The sequence below is a fragment of the Roseibium porphyridii genome, from assembly GCF_026191725.2.
Taxonomy (GTDB): domain Bacteria; phylum Pseudomonadota; class Alphaproteobacteria; order Rhizobiales; family Stappiaceae; genus Roseibium; species Roseibium porphyridii.
Map to the genome: position 1 here is coordinate 245,856 of NZ_CP120863.1, position 20,630 is coordinate 266,485.

At 56.5% G+C, this 20,630-nt stretch carries 20 protein-coding genes; 8 read left to right on the forward strand and 12 right to left on the reverse strand.

From position 1 onward, the window contains the following. The first annotated feature begins 4 nt into the window (after positions 1–4). The 5 genes from K1718_RS01130 to K1718_RS01150 are packed head-to-tail and all read left to right on the forward strand — an operon-like array spanning position 5 to position 5,167. Complete coding sequence (locus K1718_RS01130) at positions 5–1,096, forward strand: ABC transporter ATP-binding protein (RefSeq protein WP_265680013.1); 1,092 nt, start codon at positions 5–7, stop codon at positions 1,094–1,096. Positions 1,097–1,130: 34 nt separating this feature from the next. Beyond that, entirely contained in the window at positions 1,131–1,877 is a 747-nt protein-coding gene (locus tag K1718_RS01135; RefSeq protein WP_265680012.1) for a sugar phosphate isomerase/epimerase family protein, read from the forward strand. Between the two features lie 9 nt (positions 1,878–1,886). After that, on the forward strand, positions 1,887–3,008 hold the full coding sequence (locus K1718_RS01140; protein ID WP_265680011.1) for a Gfo/Idh/MocA family protein: 1,122 nt from the start codon (positions 1,887–1,889) through the stop codon (positions 3,006–3,008). 11 nt (positions 3,009–3,019) lie between these two features. After that, positions 3,020–4,063, forward strand: a complete 1,044-nt coding sequence (gene mgrA, locus K1718_RS01145) for an L-glyceraldehyde 3-phosphate reductase (protein ID WP_265680010.1) — start codon at positions 3,020–3,022, stop codon at positions 4,061–4,063. A gap of 42 nt (positions 4,064–4,105) precedes the next feature. After that, positions 4,106–5,167 (forward strand): sugar phosphate isomerase/epimerase family protein, encoded by a 1,062-nt coding sequence (locus tag K1718_RS01150; RefSeq protein WP_265680009.1) that lies wholly within the window; start codon positions 4,106–4,108, stop codon positions 5,165–5,167. Positions 5,168–5,262: 95 nt separating this feature from the next. Here K1718_RS01150 and nqrF read toward each other — a convergent pair whose 3' ends face one another. The 6 genes from nqrF to K1718_RS01180 are packed head-to-tail and all read right to left on the reverse strand — an operon-like array spanning position 5,263 to position 11,119. Continuing rightward, entirely contained in the window at positions 5,263–6,483 is a 1,221-nt protein-coding gene (gene nqrF / locus K1718_RS01155) for an NADH:ubiquinone reductase (Na(+)-transporting) subunit F (RefSeq protein ID WP_152499007.1), read from the reverse strand. 12 nt (positions 6,484–6,495) lie between these two features. After that, the gene (gene nqrE, locus K1718_RS01160) at positions 6,496–7,104 is read right to left on the reverse strand and encodes an NADH:ubiquinone reductase (Na(+)-transporting) subunit E (RefSeq protein WP_152499008.1); all 609 of its coding nucleotides are present in this window, start codon (positions 7,102–7,104) and stop codon (positions 6,496–6,498) included. Then, a complete protein-coding gene (locus K1718_RS01165; RefSeq protein WP_152499009.1) occupies positions 7,104–7,757 on the reverse strand; it encodes an NADH:ubiquinone reductase (Na(+)-transporting) subunit D in 654 nt (217 codons plus the stop codon). Before K1718_RS01165 ends, nqrE begins: the two co-directional genes overlap by 1 nt. Continuing rightward, entirely contained in the window at positions 7,757–8,581 is an 825-nt protein-coding gene (locus K1718_RS01170) for a Na(+)-translocating NADH-quinone reductase subunit C (RefSeq protein ID WP_265680008.1), read from the reverse strand. The genes K1718_RS01165 and K1718_RS01170 overlap by 1 nt, the downstream gene beginning before the upstream one ends. Next, positions 8,574–9,773: an NADH:ubiquinone reductase (Na(+)-transporting) subunit B gene (locus K1718_RS01175; protein ID WP_265680007.1), complete on the reverse strand. Its 1,200-nt coding sequence runs from the start codon at positions 9,771–9,773 to the stop codon at positions 8,574–8,576. The genes K1718_RS01170 and K1718_RS01175 overlap by 8 nt, the downstream gene beginning before the upstream one ends. 2 nt (positions 9,774–9,775) lie before the next feature. After that, positions 9,776–11,119: a Na(+)-translocating NADH-quinone reductase subunit A gene (locus K1718_RS01180; protein ID WP_265680006.1), complete on the reverse strand. Its 1,344-nt coding sequence runs from the start codon at positions 11,117–11,119 to the stop codon at positions 9,776–9,778. A gap of 214 nt (positions 11,120–11,333) precedes the next feature. Here K1718_RS01180 and K1718_RS01185 point away from each other — a divergent pair, with 214 nt between their 5' ends. From K1718_RS01185 to K1718_RS01195, 3 genes are all read left to right on the forward strand, one after another. After that, positions 11,334–12,329: an FAD:protein FMN transferase gene (locus tag K1718_RS01185; RefSeq protein WP_265680005.1), complete on the forward strand. Its 996-nt coding sequence runs from the start codon at positions 11,334–11,336 to the stop codon at positions 12,327–12,329. A gap of 20 nt (positions 12,330–12,349) precedes the next feature. Further along, the gene (gene nqrM, locus K1718_RS01190) at positions 12,350–12,580 is read left to right on the forward strand and encodes a (Na+)-NQR maturation NqrM (RefSeq protein WP_152499014.1); all 231 of its coding nucleotides are present in this window, start codon (positions 12,350–12,352) and stop codon (positions 12,578–12,580) included. Between the two features lie 277 nt (positions 12,581–12,857). Continuing rightward, a complete protein-coding gene (locus tag K1718_RS01195; protein WP_152499016.1) occupies positions 12,858–13,379 on the forward strand; it encodes a CBS domain-containing protein in 522 nt (173 codons plus the stop codon). 67 nt (positions 13,380–13,446) lie between these two features. Here the strand turns inward: K1718_RS01195 and K1718_RS01200 are convergent, their stop codons facing one another. From K1718_RS01200 to K1718_RS01225, 6 genes are all read right to left on the reverse strand, one after another. Then, positions 13,447–14,190 (reverse strand): SDR family NAD(P)-dependent oxidoreductase, encoded by a 744-nt coding sequence (locus K1718_RS01200; RefSeq protein ID WP_265680004.1) that lies wholly within the window; start codon positions 14,188–14,190, stop codon positions 13,447–13,449. An 88-nt stretch (positions 14,191–14,278) separates the two neighbouring features. Further along, the gene (locus K1718_RS01205; protein ID WP_265680003.1) at positions 14,279–15,706 is read right to left on the reverse strand and encodes a carnitine 3-dehydrogenase; all 1,428 of its coding nucleotides are present in this window, start codon (positions 15,704–15,706) and stop codon (positions 14,279–14,281) included. Next, positions 15,703–16,614, reverse strand: a complete 912-nt coding sequence (gene bcoG, locus K1718_RS01210) for a 3-dehydrocarnitine:acetyl-CoA trimethylamine transferase BcoG (RefSeq protein WP_265680002.1) — start codon at positions 16,612–16,614, stop codon at positions 15,703–15,705. Before bcoG ends, K1718_RS01205 begins: the two co-directional genes overlap by 4 nt. Before the next feature lie 9 nt (positions 16,615–16,623). Next, positions 16,624–17,409: a carnitinyl-CoA dehydratase gene (locus tag K1718_RS01215; protein ID WP_265680001.1), complete on the reverse strand. Its 786-nt coding sequence runs from the start codon at positions 17,407–17,409 to the stop codon at positions 16,624–16,626. Then, complete coding sequence (locus K1718_RS01220) at positions 17,399–19,441, reverse strand: acetate--CoA ligase family protein (protein WP_265680000.1); 2,043 nt, start codon at positions 19,439–19,441, stop codon at positions 17,399–17,401. Before K1718_RS01220 ends, K1718_RS01215 begins: the two co-directional genes overlap by 11 nt. Next, a complete protein-coding gene (locus tag K1718_RS01225; RefSeq protein WP_265679999.1) occupies positions 19,438–20,598 on the reverse strand; it encodes an acyl-CoA dehydrogenase family protein in 1,161 nt (386 codons plus the stop codon). The genes K1718_RS01220 and K1718_RS01225 overlap by 4 nt, the downstream gene beginning before the upstream one ends. Between the last annotated feature and the right edge of the window lie 32 nt (positions 20,599–20,630).

Here is a 20,630-nt window from a genome sequence, read left to right on the forward strand (position 1 = left end):
AACAATGGAAACAAGTATCTCCGTCAAGAACCTCGCCTTAAGCTTCGGACACCTGGACGTGCTGAAGGATCTCAACCTGGAGATCGGCAAGGGCGAATTCCTGGTCCTGCTCGGGTCCTCGGGCTGCGGCAAGTCCACCTTGCTCAACTGCATCGCAGGCCTGCTCGATGTCACCGGCGGCCAGATCTTCATCGGCGACAAGAACGTCACCTGGGAAGAGCCCTCAAAGCGCGGCATCGGCATGGTGTTCCAGTCCTATGCCCTCTACCCCCAGATGACCGTTGCCGGCAATCTCAGCTTCGGCCTGAAGAATGCAGGCCTGCCGAAGGCGGAAATCGAGGAACGGGTCAACCGCGCCGCCAAGGTGCTGCAGATCGAGCCCCTGCTCAACCGCAAGCCCGCGGCCCTGTCCGGCGGCCAGCGACAGCGGGCGGCCATCGGCCGGGCCCTGGTGCGCGATGCCGATGTCTTCCTCTTCGACGAACCGCTCTCAAACCTGGACGCAAAGCTCAGGGCCGACCTCAGGGTCGAGATCAAGCAGCTGCACCAGAAGCTGAAGAACACCATGATCTACGTTACCCATGACCAGATCGAAGCCATGACCCTGGCCGACCGGATCGCCATCATGCGCGGCGGACGCATTCTGCAGCTGGCATCGCCCAACGAGATCTACAATCGCCCGGCCAGCAAATACGTGGCCGAGTTCATCGGATCGCCCACCATGAACTTCTTCAAGGGTGAACTCAAAGCCGAGGGCGGAGCTTACAGCTTCACAAACGGCACACTCACCGTCCCCTTGAACGACTATCAGTTCAAGGAAACCAGCCCCGCCCCGGAACCTGCATGGTTCGGCATTCGACCCGAACACATGAGCTCAGGCGATGCCGCACAAAACGCCCCCGTGCGCATGAACGCATCCGTCGAACTCGTCGAACCCCTCGGATCCGACACCCTCGCACGCGTCAATGCACTGGACCATACCCTGTGGGTGCGAATGGACGGACAGGCAAACATCAAAAATGGCGACACAATCAACATCGGGTTCGACCCCAAACGCGCAAACATATTCAGCAAAAATAACGAAATCAGAATCTGAGCCAGATTCTTAATCTCAAATCGGGAAAACACTCATGGATGTTTCATTCCAGCTCTATTCTGCACGCGAATTCACCCCTTGGGACAGTGTCTTTGAACGCCTGGCCAAGCTTGGATATACCCAGGTCGAGGGCTTCGGGGGTGTTTACGAGGATCCAGCTGCCTGCCGTGACCTGCTAGACAAAACAGGCTTGAGCATGCCGTCCGGGCATTTCTTTCCAATGGAGCAGTTCGACGATGACATTGGCAAGGTCATCGCAACTGCCAAGACACTCGGCATGGAACGCCTGTTCTGTCCTGCTCTGCCGCCCGAACAACGGACTGCCGATGCAGGACACTGGCAATCGGTCGGCGAGCGTCTTGAAGCCATTGGCGCGAAAATCCGGGACGCTGGTCTGCGGTTCGGATGGCACAATCATGATTTCGAATTCGTCACCTGTGACGACGGCAGATTACCGATGGACATATTGCTTGAAGCCGCACCTTCCATTGAATGGGAAGCCGACATTGCCTGGATCGTCCGGGGCGGTCAGGACCCTCTGGCCTGGATTTCGAAATACACCGATCGCATCACCACGGCGCATGTCAAGGACATCGCTCCTGAAGGCGAATGCGCTGACGAAGACGGCTGGGCCGATGTCGGTCAGGGAACCATGGATTGGAAGGCCATCATGGCCGCGTTGCGCACAGCCGGCGCCGATCTGTTCATCATTGAGCACGACAAGCCATCGGACGTCGATCGGTTTGCCGCCCGCTCCATCGAAGCATTCCGCACATTTTAAGGAATTATCATGAGTAAGACACTCGGCATCGGCGTATTGGGATGCGGAAATATCTCGGCTGCCTACATGCGCCTTGCCCCGCTTTTCAGGGGCATCGAAGTGCGCGCCTGCGCCGACATCAACGAGGCGGCTGCAAAGGCGCGTGCAGATGAATTCAATCTGCGAGCAGAGACGGTCGACGGGCTGCTTGCGGCGAACGACATCGATATCATCGTCAACCTGACGGTTCCTGCCGCGCACTTTGATGTTTCAAAAAAGATCCTGGATGCCGGTAAACACGTTTATTCCGAAAAACCATTCGTGCTGAATGTGTCGGAAGGACAGGAGCTCGCGTCGATTGCCAAGGACAAGGGCTTGCGCGTCGGCTCTGCACCGGACACGTTCATGGGCGGCGCGCACCAGTTGGCCAGACACCTTGTCGACAGCGATGCTGTCGGCAAAATCACGTCGGGCACCTGCTTCGTTCAGAGCCCCGGCATGGAAATGTGGCATCCGAACCCCGACTTCTTCTTTCAGCCTGGCGGCGGGCCCATCCTAGATCTAGGGCCCTATTACGTTTCCAATCTTGTTCAGTTGCTCGGTCCGGTCAAACGGGTCTGCGCCATGAGTTCGTCCGGATCCGAATATCGGACGATCACCTCGCAACCCCGTCACGGCGACAAGATCAAGGTGGAAACGCCCACCACGATCCATGCTGTGATGCAATTTCATTCAGGGGCTCAGATCACGTATTGCGCCAGCTGGGACGTCTGGCAGCATGGTCATTCCAACATGGAACTTTACGGCCTGGGCGGGACACTGCATGTGCCGGACCCGAACTTTTTCGGCGGTGAAGTGCGGATGACCGAGAAGGGTGCTTACGTGAATATGGCGGATGCCTGGAACCATCCGTTTTCAAAGGCAAATGACGGCAGCAATGCAAACTATCGTACTGCGGGACTTGCCGACATGGCGCAGGCGATCCTGGTCGGCCGCCCACACCGTTGCTCTCTGGAATTTTCCCTGCATGCCGTCGATGTGATGACGTCAATCCTTGCATCGGGCGAGAGTGGGCAGTTTATTGATGTCGCAACCACCTGCGACCGTCCTGCTGCCCTCGATCCACAAGCGGCACAGGACCTTCTCATCTGATAGGAAATCAAATGACCTGGACTGCGGCGCCCTCGCGCTATGACAACATGGTGTATCGCCGATGCGGCCAATCAGGCCTGAAGCTGCCGGCGATCTCACTCGGGCTCTGGCATAATTTCGGTGAAGACACACCACATGCGCTCAAGCGGGATATTGCCTGTACGGCTTTCGATCTTGGCATCACGCATTTCGACCTCGCCAACAATTACGGCCCAAGGCCCGGGTCTGCCGAAAGCGCATTTGGAGAAATACTGCGAACCGACTTTGCACCTTATCGAGATGAGATGATCATCTCGTCCAAGGCCGGATATGGCATGTGGCCCGGACCCTACGGGGAATGGGGCAGCCGCAAATACATGATTGCCTCCTGCGACCAGTCTCTGAAGCGGATGGGGCTGGACTATGTCGACATCTTCTATTCCCACCGGTTCGATCCGGACACACCACTGGAAGAAACGATGATGGCACTCGATCACATCGTGCGGTCCGGGCGGGCCCTTTACGTTGGCATTTCGTCCTACAACTCCAAGCGCACGCGAGAGGCTGCCGCGATCCTGAAAGAGCTGGGTACCCCCTGCCTGATCCACCAGCCGAGCTATTCGATGATCAACCGCTGGGTGGAAGAGGATGGTTTGCTGGACACGCTCGACGAGCTCGGCATCGGCTCCATCGCCTTTTCGCCACTAGCCCAGGGCATGCTGACCAACAAGTATCTGAACGGGATCCCTGAAGACAGCAGGGCAACGCAGGGCAAATCTCTCAAAAGCCAGTTTTTGAGCGACGAGAATATTGAGACAATCAGGGCGCTCAATGCGATTGCGGAACGAAGGGACCAAACCCTTGCGCAGATGGCGATTGCGTGGGTCCTGCGGAACGGAAAAGTCACAACGGCTCTTATCGGCGCGAGCCGTGCCGAACAGGTCAGAGACTGTGTCCGCACTGTGGAAAATCTCGATTTCACGGACGCAGAACTAAACGAAATAGCAGCTACGACGCGTGAAGCTGACATCAACCTCTGGGCCGCATCTGCGGAACGGAAAGGACCGTCACGCTAATCGGACGTCACAACGACAGATCTATAACTTAGGGAGGCAGCCATGGCCGGACTGATCAAGGGACCAGCGATTTTCCTGGCACAATTTGCAGGCGACGAAGCACCTTTCAATTCACTTCCTGCCATAACCAAATGGGCTGCCGACCTCGGTTACAAGGGTGTTCAAATCCCAACATTCGATGGCCGGCTGTTCGACCTCAACAAGGCAGCCGAAAGTCAGACCTATTGTGACGAGGTAAAAGGCATCTGCGCGGATGCCGGTGTCGAGATCACCGAACTTTCCACCCACCTGCAGGGGCAACTTGTGGCGGTCCATCCAGCCTACGATCTTGCCTTTGACGGTTTTGCGCCGGAAAACGTTCATGGCAATCCCAAGGCGCGACAGGAATGGGCGGTTGATCAGATGAAAAAGGCGGCTGTCGCAAGTCGTCGTTTTGGGCTTGATGCTTCCGTCAGCTTCACCGGGTCGTTGGCATTCCCCTATCTTTATCCCTGGCCACAGCGCCCCGCCGGTCTGATCGAAGAAGCTTTCAGCGAACTCGCCCGCCGCTGGAAGCCGATACTTGATGTCTATGAAGAGAACGGTGTCGATGTCGGTTACGAGATCCACCCCGGTGAAGATGTCTTCGACGGGGCGACGTTCGAGATGTTCCTGGACGCGCTAGGCGGTCACAAACGTTGCCAGATCAACTACGATCCGTCTCATTTCCTGCTTCAGCAAATGGACTATCTGGCGTTTATCGACATCTACCATGAGCGCATCTGCGCCTATCATGTGAAGGATGCGGAATTTAATCCGGATGGCCGGCAGGGCGTTTACTCCGGTTATCAAAGTTGGGTCAACCGGGCCGGCCGGTTCCGTTCCCTTGGTGACGGTCAGGTCGATTTCTCGGGTATTTTCTCCAAGCTCGCACAACATGGCTATGACAGCTGGGCGGTGCTGGAATGGGAGTGCTGCCTGAAATCGCCCGAACAAGGCGCTGCTGAAGGCGCACCGTTCATTGAAAGTCACATCATCGAGGTGACGGACAAAGCCTTCGATGATTTTGCCGGCGCAGGAACCGACCAGGAACAGATCCGCAGGATGCTTGGATTGACTTCCTGATACCGCACCTTTTCGCACACCTGAACGTATAGAGCCGGCCAAAACACAATTGGCCGGCTCTCAAATTTTCTCGGACAATTCAGATCCGCCTTGGATCAGCCGCCGAAGTCGTCGAGCATGATGTCTTCCCGATCCACACCCAGATCCAGCAACATATTGATGACGGACTGGTTCATGATCGGTGGCCCGCACATATAGAATTCACAGTCTTCCGGTGCCGGATGGTTCTTGAGATACTCGTCGAAGAGGACGTTGTGGATGAAGCCGGTATAGCCCTTCCAGTCGTCTTCCGGCAGCGCATCCGAGAGGGCCACGTGCCATTCGAAATTCGGGTTTTCGGCAGCAAGCGTGTCGAAGTCCTCAACAAAGAACATCTCGCGCTTCGAACGGGCGCCGTACCAGAAGCTAATCTTGCGCTTTGACTTCAGCCGCTTGAGCTGATCGAAAATGTGGCTGCGCATTGGTGCCATGCCGGCACCGCCCCCAACAAAGATCATTTCTTTTTCGGTCTCGCGGGCGAAGAACTCGCCGAAAGGACCGGAAATTGTGACTTTGTCGCCCGGTTTCAGGTTGAAGATGTAACTCGACATTTTCCCGGGAGGGATACCCTCCGATCCCGGCGGCGGTGAAGCCACACGGACGTTGAGCATGATCATGCCCTTTTCTTCCGGGTAATTTGCCATGGAGTAGGCGCGCTCGAGCGGCTCGTCGACAACGGATTCATATTGCCAGAGGTTGAAGCGGTCCCAGTCCTCCCGGTATTCGTCTTCAACGTCAAAATCCGTGTATTTAAGATGGTGCGAGGGCGCTTCGATCTGAATATATCCACCAGCGCGGAAATTGACGTCCTCGCCTTCGGGAAGCTCCAGCACAAGCGCCTTGATGAAGGTGGCAACATTCTCGTTCGAACGAACGGTACATTCCCATTTCTTGACCCCGAAGACTTCTTCGGGAACTTCGATCACCATGTCCTGCTTCACCGCCACCTGACATGACAGACGGTCACCGCAGGCCGCTTCGCGCTTGGTGATATGGCTTTCCTCCGTAGGCAGGATTGAACCGCCTCCGGAGAAGATCTTCACCCGGCACTGGGCACAGGTACCGCCGCCGCCGCACGCAGACGGAACAAAAAGTTTTTGCTCAGCCAGCGTCTGCAGCAGTTTGCCACCGGCCGGAACCGAAATGGTCTTTTCGCCGTTGATGCTGATGTTGACATTGCCCACAGAGACGAGCTTCGAGCGGGCGGCCAGAATGATCGTGACAAGCGCGAGCACGATCAGGGTAAAGAGCAGGATGCCTAATCCGAATGTTGCCACAAGGCGCTCCCGTTACAGTTTGACGCCGCTGAAAGACATGAAGGCAAGCGCCATCAGTCCGGCAGTGATGAAGGTGATGCCCAGGCCCTGCAGGCCGTCGGGAATGTCGGCGTATTTCAGCTTTTCCCGAACGCCGGCCATCGCGGTGATTGCCAGTGCCCAACCAAACCCGGAGGAGAGCCCGTAGGTGACCGATTCGGTAAAATCGTAGTCCCGCTCGACCATGAAGAGCGAGCCGCCAAGAATGGCACAGTTCACTGTAATGAGCGGCAGGAAGACGCCAAGAGCGTTGTAGAGCGGCGGGAAATACTTATCGAGCACCATTTCCAGGATCTGAACCAGCGCGGCGATCACCCCGATATAGGAAATCAGGCCGAGAAAGGTGAGGTCGACATCGCTGAAACCGGCCCAGGAAAGTGCTCCTGGGGCCAGCAGATATGTCAGGATCAGATTGTTCGCCGGAACCGTGATCGCCTGAACGATCATGACCGAAATTCCAAGGCCGATGGCCGTGGAGATTTTCTTGGAAACCGCGATGAACGTGCACATGCCGAGAAAGAACGACAAGGCAAGGTTTTCGACAAAGATCGCCTTTACGGCAAGAGAGACCAGCTGTTCCATCAGTGTGCGTCCACCACCTGGATCTTGTATTCACGCTCTTCAACCTGTTCGGGCTTCCAGGTTCGGAACGCCCAGATAAGCAGGCCGATGATGAAAAATGCGGACGGCGGCAAGAGCAGCATACCGTTGGGAACGTACCACCCATCATTGTTGACTGTTGGGAGCACCGTGATGCCGAACAGGCTGCCGGCGCCAAACAGTTCACGAATGAAGCCGACCAGCATCAGGATCAGGCCGTAACCCAGCCCGTTGCCCACACCATCGATGAAGGAGGCAACCGGTGGGTTTTTCATGGCGAATGCTTCCGCGCGGCCCATGACGATGCAGTTTGTGATGATCAGACCGACAAAGACGGACAGCGTCTTGGAGATTTCATAAGCATAGGCCTTGAGGACCTGGTCCACGACGATCACGAGCGACGCGATGATCACCATCTGGACGATGATCCGGATTGCACCCGGAATGTGGTTCCGCAGCATCGAAATAAACATTGAAGAAAACCCTGTCACCAGGGTCACGGCAATGGACATGACCAGCGCCACCTGAAGCGACGAGGTCACGGCAAGAGCTGAGCAGATGCCCAGAACCTGCAGCGTGATCGGATTGTTGTCGACCAACGGATCGATCAGCATGCTTCTCTTGGTCTGCGCCATCAGATCGCTCCTGCTTTTACATTGGCAAGGAAGGGGCCATAGCCATCTTCGCCCATCCAGAACCGCACAAGATTGTCCACACCGACCGAAGTCAGCGTCGCGCCTGCCAGCGCATCGACATGGTATTCCTCTCCCGCTGGCGGCGCTGTCTTGGCCACCGTAATCAGGAGATCGCCATTGTCATCCGTCAGTTTCTTGCCACTCCACAAGGCTTTCCAGCGCGGATTGTCCACCTCGGCGCCGAGCCCGGGGGTCTCTGCATGCTGATAGAACTGAAGGCCGAAAATATCGTTGCCGTTGGCTTCCAGTGCAACGAAACCATAAAGCGTCGACCAGAGCCCGTAGCCATGCACAGGAAGGATGATCTTGTCGATCGACTGGTCATCCTTGCGCAGCAGATAGATGGTCCGGAAATTCGATTGGCGGCCAATGCCTGCCGGGTCGTCTGTCAGCGCACGGCTGAGTTCGGGATCATCGGCGGCGGCAAGATCGTCGAATGTTGCGGGATCGAATTTGGTCGTGAATTCGCCCGTTGCCAAGTCAAGAACATGCGGCTCGAAGGCACTGAATGCTTCGGTTATGTTCTCACCTGGGGTGTAAACACCGGCGACCTGCAGAATGTTAATCTGCTTGTCCCTGAGCTTGTTGACGTCCTGAATCGGACGCAAAGAGACGGCCGTTGCGGAGACGACCATCGATGCAACAAGACACAGTGTGACAGCAACGAAAACAGTCTTGGGAACGGAATCCGCCGGCATGTCCAGAAAACGCCGGACGAACCCTTTGCTTGGACGGTCGCCCTGTTGTCCGTTGTCTTCAGGCATTTCGTTTCGCCCTGCGTTTGATGTTCGCCTGCACCACAAAATAGTCGATAAGCGGCGCAAAAACATTGCCGAACAAGATGGCCAGCATCATACCCTCCGGGAAGGCCGGATTGATGACCCTGATCATCACCACCATAAATCCGATCAAGGCCCCGTAGATATAGCGGCCGAGATTGGTGTGAGACGCGGACACCGGCTCTGTGACCATGAAGACCAGGCCGAACGCATACCCACCGACGACAAGATGCCAATACCAGGGCATTGCGAACATCGGATTAGTGTCCGAGCCGATCAGGTTGAGCAGCGTCGAAAAGGCTATCATCCCGCCCAGACAGCCGACAACGAGACGCCAATTGGCAATCTTGGTAATCAGCAGGAAGGCAAGACCTATCATGCAGGCAAGCGTGGATGTTTCGCCAATGCTGCCTTGTATGATGCCGATGAAGGAATCAAACCAGGTCATGCCATGCGCCGCGAGCTGCAGGTAACCGTCCGAAGCCCCCACTGACAAAGCCGTTGCACCTGAGAACCCGTCGACCGGTGTCCAGATCGTGTCACCGGACATTTGCGCCGGATAGGCGAAATAAAGGAAGGCACGACCCGTTAGCGCCGGATTGAGGAAGTTCTTGCCGGTTCCGCCAAACACTTCCTTGCCAATGACCACGCCGAAAGAGATCCCCAGCGCGACCTGCCAAAGCGGTGCGGAAGGCGGCAAGATCAGTGCATAGAGCATGGAAGTTACGAGAAAACCCTCGTTGACTTCATGCCCGCGCACCGTCGCGAAGATCACTTCCCAAATCCCGCCAACCACGAGCGTCGTGATGTAAATCGGCAGGAAATAGAGCAGACCGTGCACGAAGTTGGCAAAGGGGTTGGCCGGATTGAAGCCAATCCCGAGGGCCTCCATGATCCAGGCCCGCCAGCCGGTCGCATCATATATGGCAATGGCCGAATTGACCTGAAAGCCAACGTTGTAGAGCCCAACCAGAATGCATGGGATTGTAGCGATGACCACGTAGGTCATGATCCGCTTCATGTCGACATAAGAGCGGGCATGCGGCGCGGCGGTGGTGACCGTCTTCGGCGTATAGATGAAACTTTCCACCATCTCATAGACGGGGAAGAGCTTTTCGTATTTGCCGCCCTTAACGAAATAGGGCTCGATGCGGTCGAAGAAGCTGCGAAGGCCCAACTCTAGCCCTCCTTCTCAATTTTCGTGAGGCAGTCGCGCAAGGCAATGCCATATTCATATTTTGCCGGACAGGCAAATCCCACAAGTCCCAGATCTTCCTCGTCCAGTTCCAATGCGCCAAGCGCCTGAGCCTGATCGGTGTCCATCACCAGCAGCGCACGCAGCAACTGTGTCGGCAGGAAGTCCTGTGGCATCAGCTCTTCGAATGTGCCCAGGGGCACCATGGCTCTGCGGCCACCGTTCAAGTTTGAGGTCAACGCATAAAGTTTCTTGGAAAAGGCGGATCCCAGAACCGGCTGCAAGGCGTATTTCGATGGCATCGGACGGATCCAGCCCATCGGGATCTGTTTGTGGTCTTCCTCAATCAGAGTGATTTGCCGCGCGTAACGCCCCAGATACGCACTTGGCCCTTCGCCAAGGCGGCCGCTGAGGATGGAACCCGATATAAGTCGGACAGGATCATCCCCAGTGAGTTCGTTTTCCGACAACTCTACCATAGAAGCGCCGGTGGCCGTGCGAATCAAACGAGGATTGCTGCACCGAGGACCGGAGAGGGCAACGACCCTTTCCGGGTCGTATTGACCTGTTTCGAGGAGACGGCCAATGGAAATCACGTCCTGATAGCCAATCGTCCAGACCGCCTTTTCCGCTGTCGGCACATCCAGGAAGTGGATATGTGTTCCAGCCAATCCGGCCGGGTGAGGACCCGAAAAACCGACGGTTTCAACCCCTGCCACATCGTTGCCGGGAACATTGGCGCCGGTCTCGCAGCACAGATAGGTGCGTCCATCGCTTAGTGACGCAACCGCCTCGAGACCTTTTGCGAAGGCTGCAGCCTTTTCAGAAAGAACCACTGCCGGATCCGGCGAAAGCGGCTCGGTATCCATTGCATTGACAAAAATCGCCGACGGGCGTGCATCCGATGCCGGAACTTTCGAATATGGTCGCGTGCGGAAGGACGTCCACAGTCCAGAGGTGCACAGACGCTCAACGAGACCTTCGCGAGTCGTCGCATCACCGATACCGGAAAAATCAACGGGCTCGGCCGCTGCCTTGTCGACCTCGATTTCGACACTGACAAGGACGCGGCGCGCACCGCGGTTGACAGCCTTTACCCGGCCGGATGCGGGCGACACGACCATCACGTCAGGTGTGTCCTTGTGGAAAAGCAGCGGTGCGCCAAGGGCGACCACATCACCTTCCTGAACAAGCAGTCTCGGCTTCAGACCAATGTAGTCCGCAGCAATGACCGCGACCGTGCTCGTTTCGCGAGTTTCGCTGATCTGTTGATCCGGTGCCCCCTGCACAGGTAGATCCAGACCTTTTTTGAGCTTATAGCTTTGCACGCATCTGGCCTCCAGAATTCGACAAAACGCGGTATCCTACGTTTTTGCGCCCGTAAAAAGGACTAATTTGCCAATTAGCTACATTTTTTTGTTGAATCGTACTCCAGAACCGATGAAAAGCGCCCATAGAAAGTCGGCAATCGCCGCAAGTGACCGATCGGAGGCTGTTATCGTGCCAACTCACATCAAATTCTCCCGACGGGGTTTCATCCTGATGTCGCTTACTACTCTTGCTGCCTGTAAGGGCGGTTTGGAGGTCGTTGAGCTGACGGGATCAACGATGGGTACGAACTACTCGGTGACGGCTCTAGACCATGATCGCGCTGTCGACAAGGACGAGTTGCAACGCGCAATCGAAAACAGCCTGCTGAATGTGAACGCCCAAATGTCGAACTGGGATCCCAAATCCGAGGTTTCCCGTTTCAATTCCCTGACTTCAACGCAGCCTTTGACCGTGTCAAAGGATCTGGCAATGGTCGTTCAGGCTGCCAAGGACGTCAATCAGGCAAGCAGCGGCCAATTTGATATCACGTTGGGACCTGTCATCGAGGCATGGGGTTTTGGCGCTGAAGGTGGTCACAAGAATACGCAACCCGACCCGGACAAGCTTGCCAAAGCAGTTGAAGCTGCAGGCAAGAGCCAGGCGTTGCACGTTGACGGAAACCAGCTCAGCAAAAGCGATCCAGCAGCGCGTATCTACCTGCCCTCCATCGGCAAGGGCTACGGGGTCGACCAGATGGCAAAGGTTGTCAGGAGCTTCGGACTGACCGATTTCATGGTTGAAATCGGCGGCGACCTCTATGTTTCCGGCCGCAACGCGGACGGCCTGGACTGGCAAATCGGCATCGAATCACCCGATGCGCACAACCGCCAAGCCTACAAAATCGCCAGCGTTTCCAATCTTGGCATGGCAACTTCCGGCGACTACAGAAATTACTTCGAACAGGATGGCGTGCGCTTTTCACACATCCTGGATGCGCACAGCGGCCGTCCGATCACGCATAGGACTGCCTCGGTGACGGTTCTTGCTGAAAACACCATGCTTGCCGATGCCTGGTCCACCGCTATGTTGGCACTAGGGACCGAGCGTGGTCTTGAACTTGCGAATCAGCGTGACCTCGCCGTCATGTTCATTGATCGTGGCAGTGACGCGGATGACAGGAACTTCATCGCAACCACAAGCAATCGCTTTACCGCATTGCAGGCATAACATCTGATCGGGCCAAGACCTTGCTGACCTTTGTTTTAGCGTTTGTGTTGCTGATTACCGTCATCGTCGGCATGGCGATTGGCGTAATTTTCTCTGGCAAGACAATCAAGGGCAGCTGCGGCGGACTGAATGCGATCGCCGACGCAGATCACTGTCTGGTCTGCAACAAGGAAATCGATCCGAACAGTCCACTCAGAGAACGTCTGGCTTGCCCGAGGGCTCGCAAGATGTTGGCAAACAAGGAAGCCTGACACAAGACCTCAAGTGTCAGGCTGAGACCGGAATAAAGGCCACGATCGCTAGGCAAGTCGCCGCGACTATTCCAAACAACCACAATTTCCATCGCGGTCCTTCTTTCACCCAGACACGGCGGTACTGGTACCCCGCGAGGCATGCCAGTACGAAAAAAATCGTCGCGGTCATGGGTGTTAGAAACAAATCTTGCAATTGAAGAGTTCCTTAGGCCGATTTGTTTCGGTTAGGCTGTGTCATGCGTTATTGCCGGACCCACAGGAAGGAGCCAATCTCATGCCAAGCTCTTATCAGGCCCCGAGCCGAAAAGACAAGCAGCAGGCTACGACACATAGCCAGTCCTCCAGTACAAACACCACCAAGGAAACGGCGACCGTCGGCAAAATTCTTGCGTCAAAAGGCAACGACCTCTTCGCGCTTCGTCCGCAAAACACACTGCATGAAGCCGTCGAGATGTTGCGCGACAAGCGAATCGGCGCGTTGGTGGTAAAGAACTCCGAAGGCGGCCTGCAAGGCATTTTGTCTGAGCGCGACATCGTCCGAAAGCTGGCGGAAACCCCCGGTCAAACGCTCGCTCAAAAGGTTGAGGATGTCATGACCACCAATGTGGAAGTCTGCCACCCTGACGACGCCTTGATAACTGTCCTGCGCAAGATGACGGAGGGGCGCTTCAGGCATATGCCGGTGATCGACGACGGCAATCTCGTCGGCATTGTGACCATTGGCGACGTCGTCAACTACAGGCTGAACGAGCTCGAATACGAGGCGCTTCAACTAAAACAACTCATTGTCGGCTAGGAACCGCTTTCAAAAACAAAGTCAAGCTGCGGCGTAAGGAAGAGACGCGCCGCAGCCTGAAACTTTGTTAAAGCGCGAGTACGCCACCATCGACAGCGATCGCCTGACCGGTCAGATACGAATTGGCAGGCCGTAGCAGCGACAGCATCGTTTCCACTATTTCGACCGGCTCGCCGAGTCGCTTCATCGGGACACCTGCCGCCAAAAAGTCCTCACGGTCTGCAAAACCGCTTTCGGTCATTAGCGGCGTCGGGCTGAAAAAGGGGCATACAGCGTTGATACGGACGTTGCGGCGCGCGAACTCAACAGCGGCGGTTCGCGTCAGTCCGACGACCGCATGTTTGGACGCTGCATATGCCGAAAGCTTCGGAGCAGCGCTCAATCCTGCGACCGAGGCCACATTCAAGATCGCCCCTCCCTGGTCGAGCATCAATGGGATCTGGTGCTTCATTCCAAAGAAAACGCCCTTGGCATTGACCGAATAGCATCGGTCGAATTCCTCTTCGCTCGTTTCCAGAAGACTTTTCATGGGTGGAGCAAATCCGGCATTGTTAACGGCAAGATCCAAGCCACCGAATGTGTCGCGTGCCAGCGCACACAGAGCCTTTACGTCCTCTTCCTGCGAGACATCGCAGCGCACGAACCTATCAGCGCCGGTCAGACTTGTGGCAACATCGCGAAGACGCACGTCATCAATGTCGCCCAGGACCAACTCGGCACCTTGTGCCGATAGGTTTTCTGAAAGCAGCTTGCCAAACCCGCTGGCTGCGCCGGTGATGAGTACCCTCTTTCCAGCAAACTCGGATGTCATCTGGTGTTCCTGACTGTTGCGCGCCGCTCAGTCGGGCAGCAGATGCATCGGAATGCAAGGATAAATCATTCAGAGCCAGTGAGCAGCGCTATCCAACCTGGCTTCGTTGTCCCACATAGCGACCTGCACCTTCCGGTAGCGGCAGGTTCTTGTGCTTTGCTGCAAATGTCCCGAGCCTGGAGGCGACATTCGCTCCAGGAGGGCAACTCGACCGTGAGTTCAGGTCAACGTGAAGCAGCAACGTTTCCATGGTCGCCGCGAGCTTGCTGTCCGCGTTTTTCAGAAAATGAAACAACTTCATTCTCTTGCCTTCGCCCTCAAGAACCTGTGTCGTGATGATGAGGCGCTCACCCTCTTTCAGCTCGTCCAGATATCGAAGGTGATTCTCGACGGTAAAGTAGCTCTGCCCGGCGGCGACGTAGTCGGCGTCTGCTCCAATCAGCTCCATAAAACGGTCCGTGGCTGCCGCGCCCGCTTCCAGATAGTACGCCTCGTTCATGTGACCATTGTAGTCGGTCCAGCTCTGCGGGATTTGCCGGTCACCCGTGATCGGAAGTGAGGCGGATGCCGAATGCGGCAGTGCGCTTTCGTGAGAAGAAATGACTCCTCCCGCACCGCTTCCGCTTTTCTTCAAGCTCCGCAGCAAACCAACGAGATTGTCGTCCCGCAGCCGCTCCAGCTCGCGGATCGACATATGCCCGGACTGAGTGTCGGATTGACCTGCGATCAGATCGACAAGGTCCTCCGTGAATTCCGGAACATCCATCAATTTTGTCCAGGGCCACTCCAGCGCGGGTCCGAATTGAGCCATGAAATGCTTCATGCCGGCTTCTCCTCCCGCAACCCGATAGGTTTCAAAGAGCCCCATCTGCGCCCAGCGCAAGCCAAAACCCATGCGGATGGCTTCGTCGATTTCCGCAGTTGTCGCAATCCCGTCCTTGACGAGCCAAAGGCTTTCCCGCCAGACAGCCTCCAACAATCGATCGGCAATGTGGGCTTCAATTTCCTTGCGAACGATCAGCGGGTACATGCCAATGTCGCGCAGGATGTTTGCCGCCCGTTCTGTTTCGGACTTCTCACCAACGAGTTCCACCAGCGGCAACAGGTAAACCGGATTGAACGGATGAGCGACAATTGCGCGGCCGCCATCGCGGTTCAGCTCTGACGGTTTGAAGCCTGATGTTGAGGAGCCGATGACCGCATCCGACTGAGCAAGGTCCGTCAGATTTCCAAGCACCTTGTGTTTCAACTCCAGCCGCTCCGGGACGCTTTCCTGTATCCAGGCAGCGCCCTGAACGGCGTCGCTGAGACTCGCGTGAAATATCAGTTGCCCTTCTTCGGGCAGAGATCTGTCATAGAGAGAGGGAAGACTGCGGCGGGCATTCTCGATCACTTCGCCGATTTTGCGTTGAGCTTCCGGATCCGGGTCAAACACGGCAACGTCCCAGCCGTTGAGCAGAAAACGCGCAGCCCAACCGCCACCGATGACGCCACCTCCGACGATTGCGGCCTTCATGCCGGTACCCTCAGTGTCAGGTCCAATCTGTCCCGCACCTCGGCAGGTCCGATCAATCTGGCCCCCATGCCTTCAATGACGGCCGCGGCCCTTTCAACCAGTTGAGCATTGGTTGCCAGAACACCCTTTTCCAGAAAGAGATTGTCTTCAAGCCCAACGCGCACATTGCCGCCAGCCAGCACAGAAGCTGCAGCAAACGGCATCTGGTCGCGGCCGAGGCTGAATGCGGACCAGGACCAGTCTTTGGGGATCGCGTTGACCATGGCCATAAATGTATTCAGATCATTGGGAGCGCCCCACGGCACACCCATGCAAAGTTGCACAAGAGCCGGTGACGTCAGCGTTCCTTCTTCAACCAGTTGCTTGGCAAACCACAAGTGACCCGTGTCAAAAGCCTCGATTTCCGGCTTCACGCCCAATTCCGTCATCATGGAACCCATGGCACGCAGCATGCCGGGCGTGTTTGTCATGACATAGTCGGCTTCGGCAAAGTTCATCGTGCCGCAGTCAAGTGTGCAGATTTCCGGCAAACATTCCCTGATATGGGCCATCCGTTCCGTAGCACCGATCATGTCGGATGCTTCTGCATTGACCGGAAAAGGCGCTTCAGTTGAACCGAATACAATGTCGCCACCCATTCCGGCGGTCAGGTTGAGTACGACATCCACCTCAGCAGAGCGAATGCGGTCCGTCACTTCCCGGTAAAGATCCAGCCGCCGGGAGGGCGCTCCTGTTTCCGGGTCCCGGACATGACAATGGACAATTGCCGCCCCTGCCCTGGCAGCGTCAATTGCGCTTTCAGCAATCTGAGCTGGGCTGCGAGGGACATGAGGTGATTTGTCTTGCGTGCCGCCGGATCCGGTTACCGCGCAGGTGATGAAAACCTCGCGATTCATTTGCAATGGCATCTTGGTCTCCTAACGGCCCTTCCAGACCGGATCTCGTTTTTCGGCAAAGGCACGTGCGCCTTCCTTCTGGTCGTCGGACCGGTAGAGTGTCTCAACCGTTTCAAATTGACTTCTGGTGATGCGGTTCAGCGCGTCCTGAAATTTCATGTCTTCTGCTTCGCGCACGACTTCCTTGATTGCTGCGTAGACAAGGGGCGGACCGGATGCCAGGAGTTCAGCAAGCTTTCGCGCCTCGTTCATCAGATCGTCTGCGGGATAGATGTGATTGATCAGACCCCAACGTGCGGCTTCTTCCGCATCCAACCATCGACCGGTGAACAGCATTTCCATGGCAATGTGGTAGGGGATGCGTTTCGGCAATTTGATACTGGCCGCATCCGCGACCGTACCGGAGCGAATTTCCGGAAGGGCAAAGGTTGCGTGACCCGCAGCAACGATGATGTCAGCGGAAAGCGCCAGTTCCAGACCACCGCCACAGCAGATGCCATTGACCGCGGCGATCACGGGCTTGTTCAGGCCGCGCAATTCCTGAAGGCCACCGAACCCACCCTTGCCATAGTCACCGTCGACCGCATCGCCGTCCGCCGCAGCCTTGAGATCCCAGCCGGGACAGAAGAACTTTTCGCCAGCGCCTGTGACAATGGCCACCCTCAACTCCGGATCATCACGAAACTCCGTGAAGACGTCGCCCATGATCCGGCTGGTGGCCAGGTCGATGGCGTTTGCCTTGGGCCGGTCGAGTGTCACTTCAAGAACATGTCCGCCCTTGCGGACCTTGATCGGTTCATCGTTCATATTCCGCTCCACACTTGATCAACGCATCGGCCGCGATGGCAAAGTCCTCTCCGCACAACAACGGATTGATTTCAACTTCCTCGCTCGGCACAGATGACACAAAGGCCTGCACTGCCATGACGGCAGAAATGATCGCTGGAAAATCGCACGCCTGCCTGCCCCGGTACCCCTTCAAAACCTTGCCGATCTTCAAGGAGCCAAGTGCCGCTTCAATCTCCGCGGGGTTGGTCGGCAATATCAAGGAGACACTGTCATCAAGCAGTTCGGTCAGGATGCCACCGGCACCGAGCGTCAAAACATATCCGTGGGCCGGGTCCTGAACGACACCCACTAGCAGTTCGGCAAGCGCGTCCGAAACCATTTCCTCAACCAGCAGAGATGATGCCGGCATTCCGATGGCTGCCTCTTTCACGTCATCCAACGAACCAAGGTTGAGAGCAACGGCACCCGCTTCGGTTTTGTGAGCGAAACCTGTGGCCTTCAAAACAACTGGCAAGCCGATTGATTGGGCTGCTTCGACAGCCTGCTGGCAAGAGTGTGCGAGGCGTCTCTTCGGTGCCTGGAGGCCATACGCAGAAAGAACGTCCTTTGCACTGTGTTCCGTCAACGTGATTGTTTCACCGAGGGATTCAGGCACCAGAATGTCATTTTCCGGAAGCGTTCGATTGCAGGAAGCAACAGCGCCAATCGCTTCGAGCGCTTCCGACATGCCGCACAAGGGCACAATGTTCCGATTGACAAGATCGCGTGCAATTGTTTCAGGCAAAGTTTCTGACAGTGAGCTTAAGACAGCTATTGGTTTGCCGCTTTGTTTGGCGGCGATTTCGATCGCGTCGATCACCTTGAGCCACTCTTCGGCCGAACAACGGTCCTGTCGCGGGAAATCAAGCACGACGATGCCCAAAGACGCCGAACCAGACATCATAGCGCCAAATGTGCGGCTCATGGCATCGACGTCGCCCCAAATGTAAGTGTGGTAGTCGAGAGGATTCGCGAGAGCAACCTTGGGACCGAGCACACTGCGAAGAAGATCTGTCTGGGTTTCGGTCAGGTCCGGAAACCGGATAGATCGGTCATTGGCCGTATCTGCCATCAGACTGGCCTCTCCACCTGAACAGGACATGGACGCCAATTCCGCACTCGGAAGCGCGCCGGTCACATGCACCAGTTTCAAAGCCTCCAGCAACACCGGCAAGCTGCTGACCTCGGCGATGCCAAGCCGTTTGAAAAGGGCCGAGGAGCCGGCCGCACTCCCCGCGATTGCAGCCGTATGAGAAATCGCGGCGCGGCGCGCCTGTTCCGACTTTCCAACTTTAAGGGCAACTATCGGCTTCCCCATTGAATTGGCTCTGCGTGCCAAACGTTCAAAATGGCCAAGGCCACCAATTCCTTCAATGTGCAGACCGAGCGCAGTCACCCGGTCATCCTCCAGGAGTGCTTCGCAGATCTGTGACATGTCCGTTTGGGCCTGATTGCCTACCGTGACCAGGTAGGAAATCGGCAGACCCCTGGCCTGCATCGTCAGATTCAGGGCGATATTGGAAGACTGAGAGACAATTGCGACCCCGCGGTCGACTGTTTCAAGACCATGTTGGTCCGGCCAGAGAGCAGCACCATCGAGCGCGTTGATAAAGCCATAACAGTTGGGGCCCAGAATCGGCATGTCGCCTGCCGCCTCAACAAGTGCGGACTGAAGATCGGCTCCGTCGGACAACTCGGCTGCCGCTTCCTGAAAGCCTGATGCAAAACAGACCGCTCCACCGGCGCTCATGGCCGCAAGTTCTCTGACGATGTCAACTGTCGCATTCCGATTGACGCCAATGTAGACGGCGTCAGGGACCGTCGGCAATCTGTTCAGCGAGGGCATCGTGGCGCATCCCGCGATCTCCGCGCGCGTTGGATGAACGGCCCAGAGTTCGCCATCGAAGCCGAATTTCCGGCATTCACGAACCACGTTTTCACACCAGCTGCCTCCGCCGATCACGGCAATGGATTTCGGGCGCAACAGGCGTTCAAGCGTGCGCATCTTCAAGCTCCAAGGGGGCGGAAGAGATCACGACTGATAATGTGACGCTGGATTTCGCTGGTGCCGTCCCAAATTCGCTCGACGCGTGCATCTCGCCAGAAACGTTCGATCGGAAAGTCATCCATGAGGCCCATGCCACCATGGATCTGAAGCGTTGCGTCCGTAACCCTTGCCAGCATTTCCGTTGCATAGAGCTTCGCGCTTGCGATCTCCCTGTTTGCCGGAAGGCCTTCGTCCAGCCGCCAGGCACCTGCCAGTGTCAACCAGTCGGCCGCATCGATTTCCGTGATCATGTCCGCGATCTGAAAGCTGACACCTTGAAATTTTGCGATCTGCTGACCGAACTGCCTTCGGTCGACAGCATAGGAAACGGCATGGTCGAAACAGCGCCGCGCCCTGCCGACACTCATGGCCGCAACTGTTAACCGCGTGGCGTAGAGCCATTCATTCATGACCTCAAAACCACCATCGACCCTGCCGAGCACCTGGGCATCCGGCAACCGGCAGCCATCGAAATAGAGACTGTAATTCTTATAGCCGCGATGGCTGACGGACTTGTAACCGTCCCGGACTTCAAAACCTGGCGTGTCCCTATCGACCAGAAAGCACGTGATGCGCTTTTTTGGACCCTTGTCGGTCTCGTCGATCCCCGTTGCAACGAACACGATAAAGAAATCGGCATGTTCCGCGCCGGATATGAAGTGCTTGGAACCGGTGACGACCCAGTCACCACCCTTACGTACCGCCTGACATTTCATCCCGCGGACGTCTGATCCGGCGTCCGGTTCGGTCATGGCGAGGGCGTCCATTTTCTCACCCCGCACGGCGGGCAACAGATAGCGCTCCCGCTGGTCGCCTTCACAGGCCATCAAAATGTTCTGCGGACGGCCGAAGAAGTGTGTCAGCGCCATCGACCCGCGACCAAGTTCACGCTCCACAAGCGTGAAATCCATGTGGCTCAGACCGGCGCCCCCAACCTCTTCCGGGAAATTGCAGGCGTAAAATCCAAGATCCAGACACTTGCGCTTGATCTCTTCACCCAGTTCCAGCGGCACGTCACCGGTCTGCTCCACCAGTTGCTCGTGAGGATAGATTTCGTTTTCGACGAATGACCTGACCGTAGAAACGATCATGTCCTGTTCTTCGCTCAAACCAAATTGCATGCGGCAGCTCCTGTTGCGCCAAGGCAGACAGC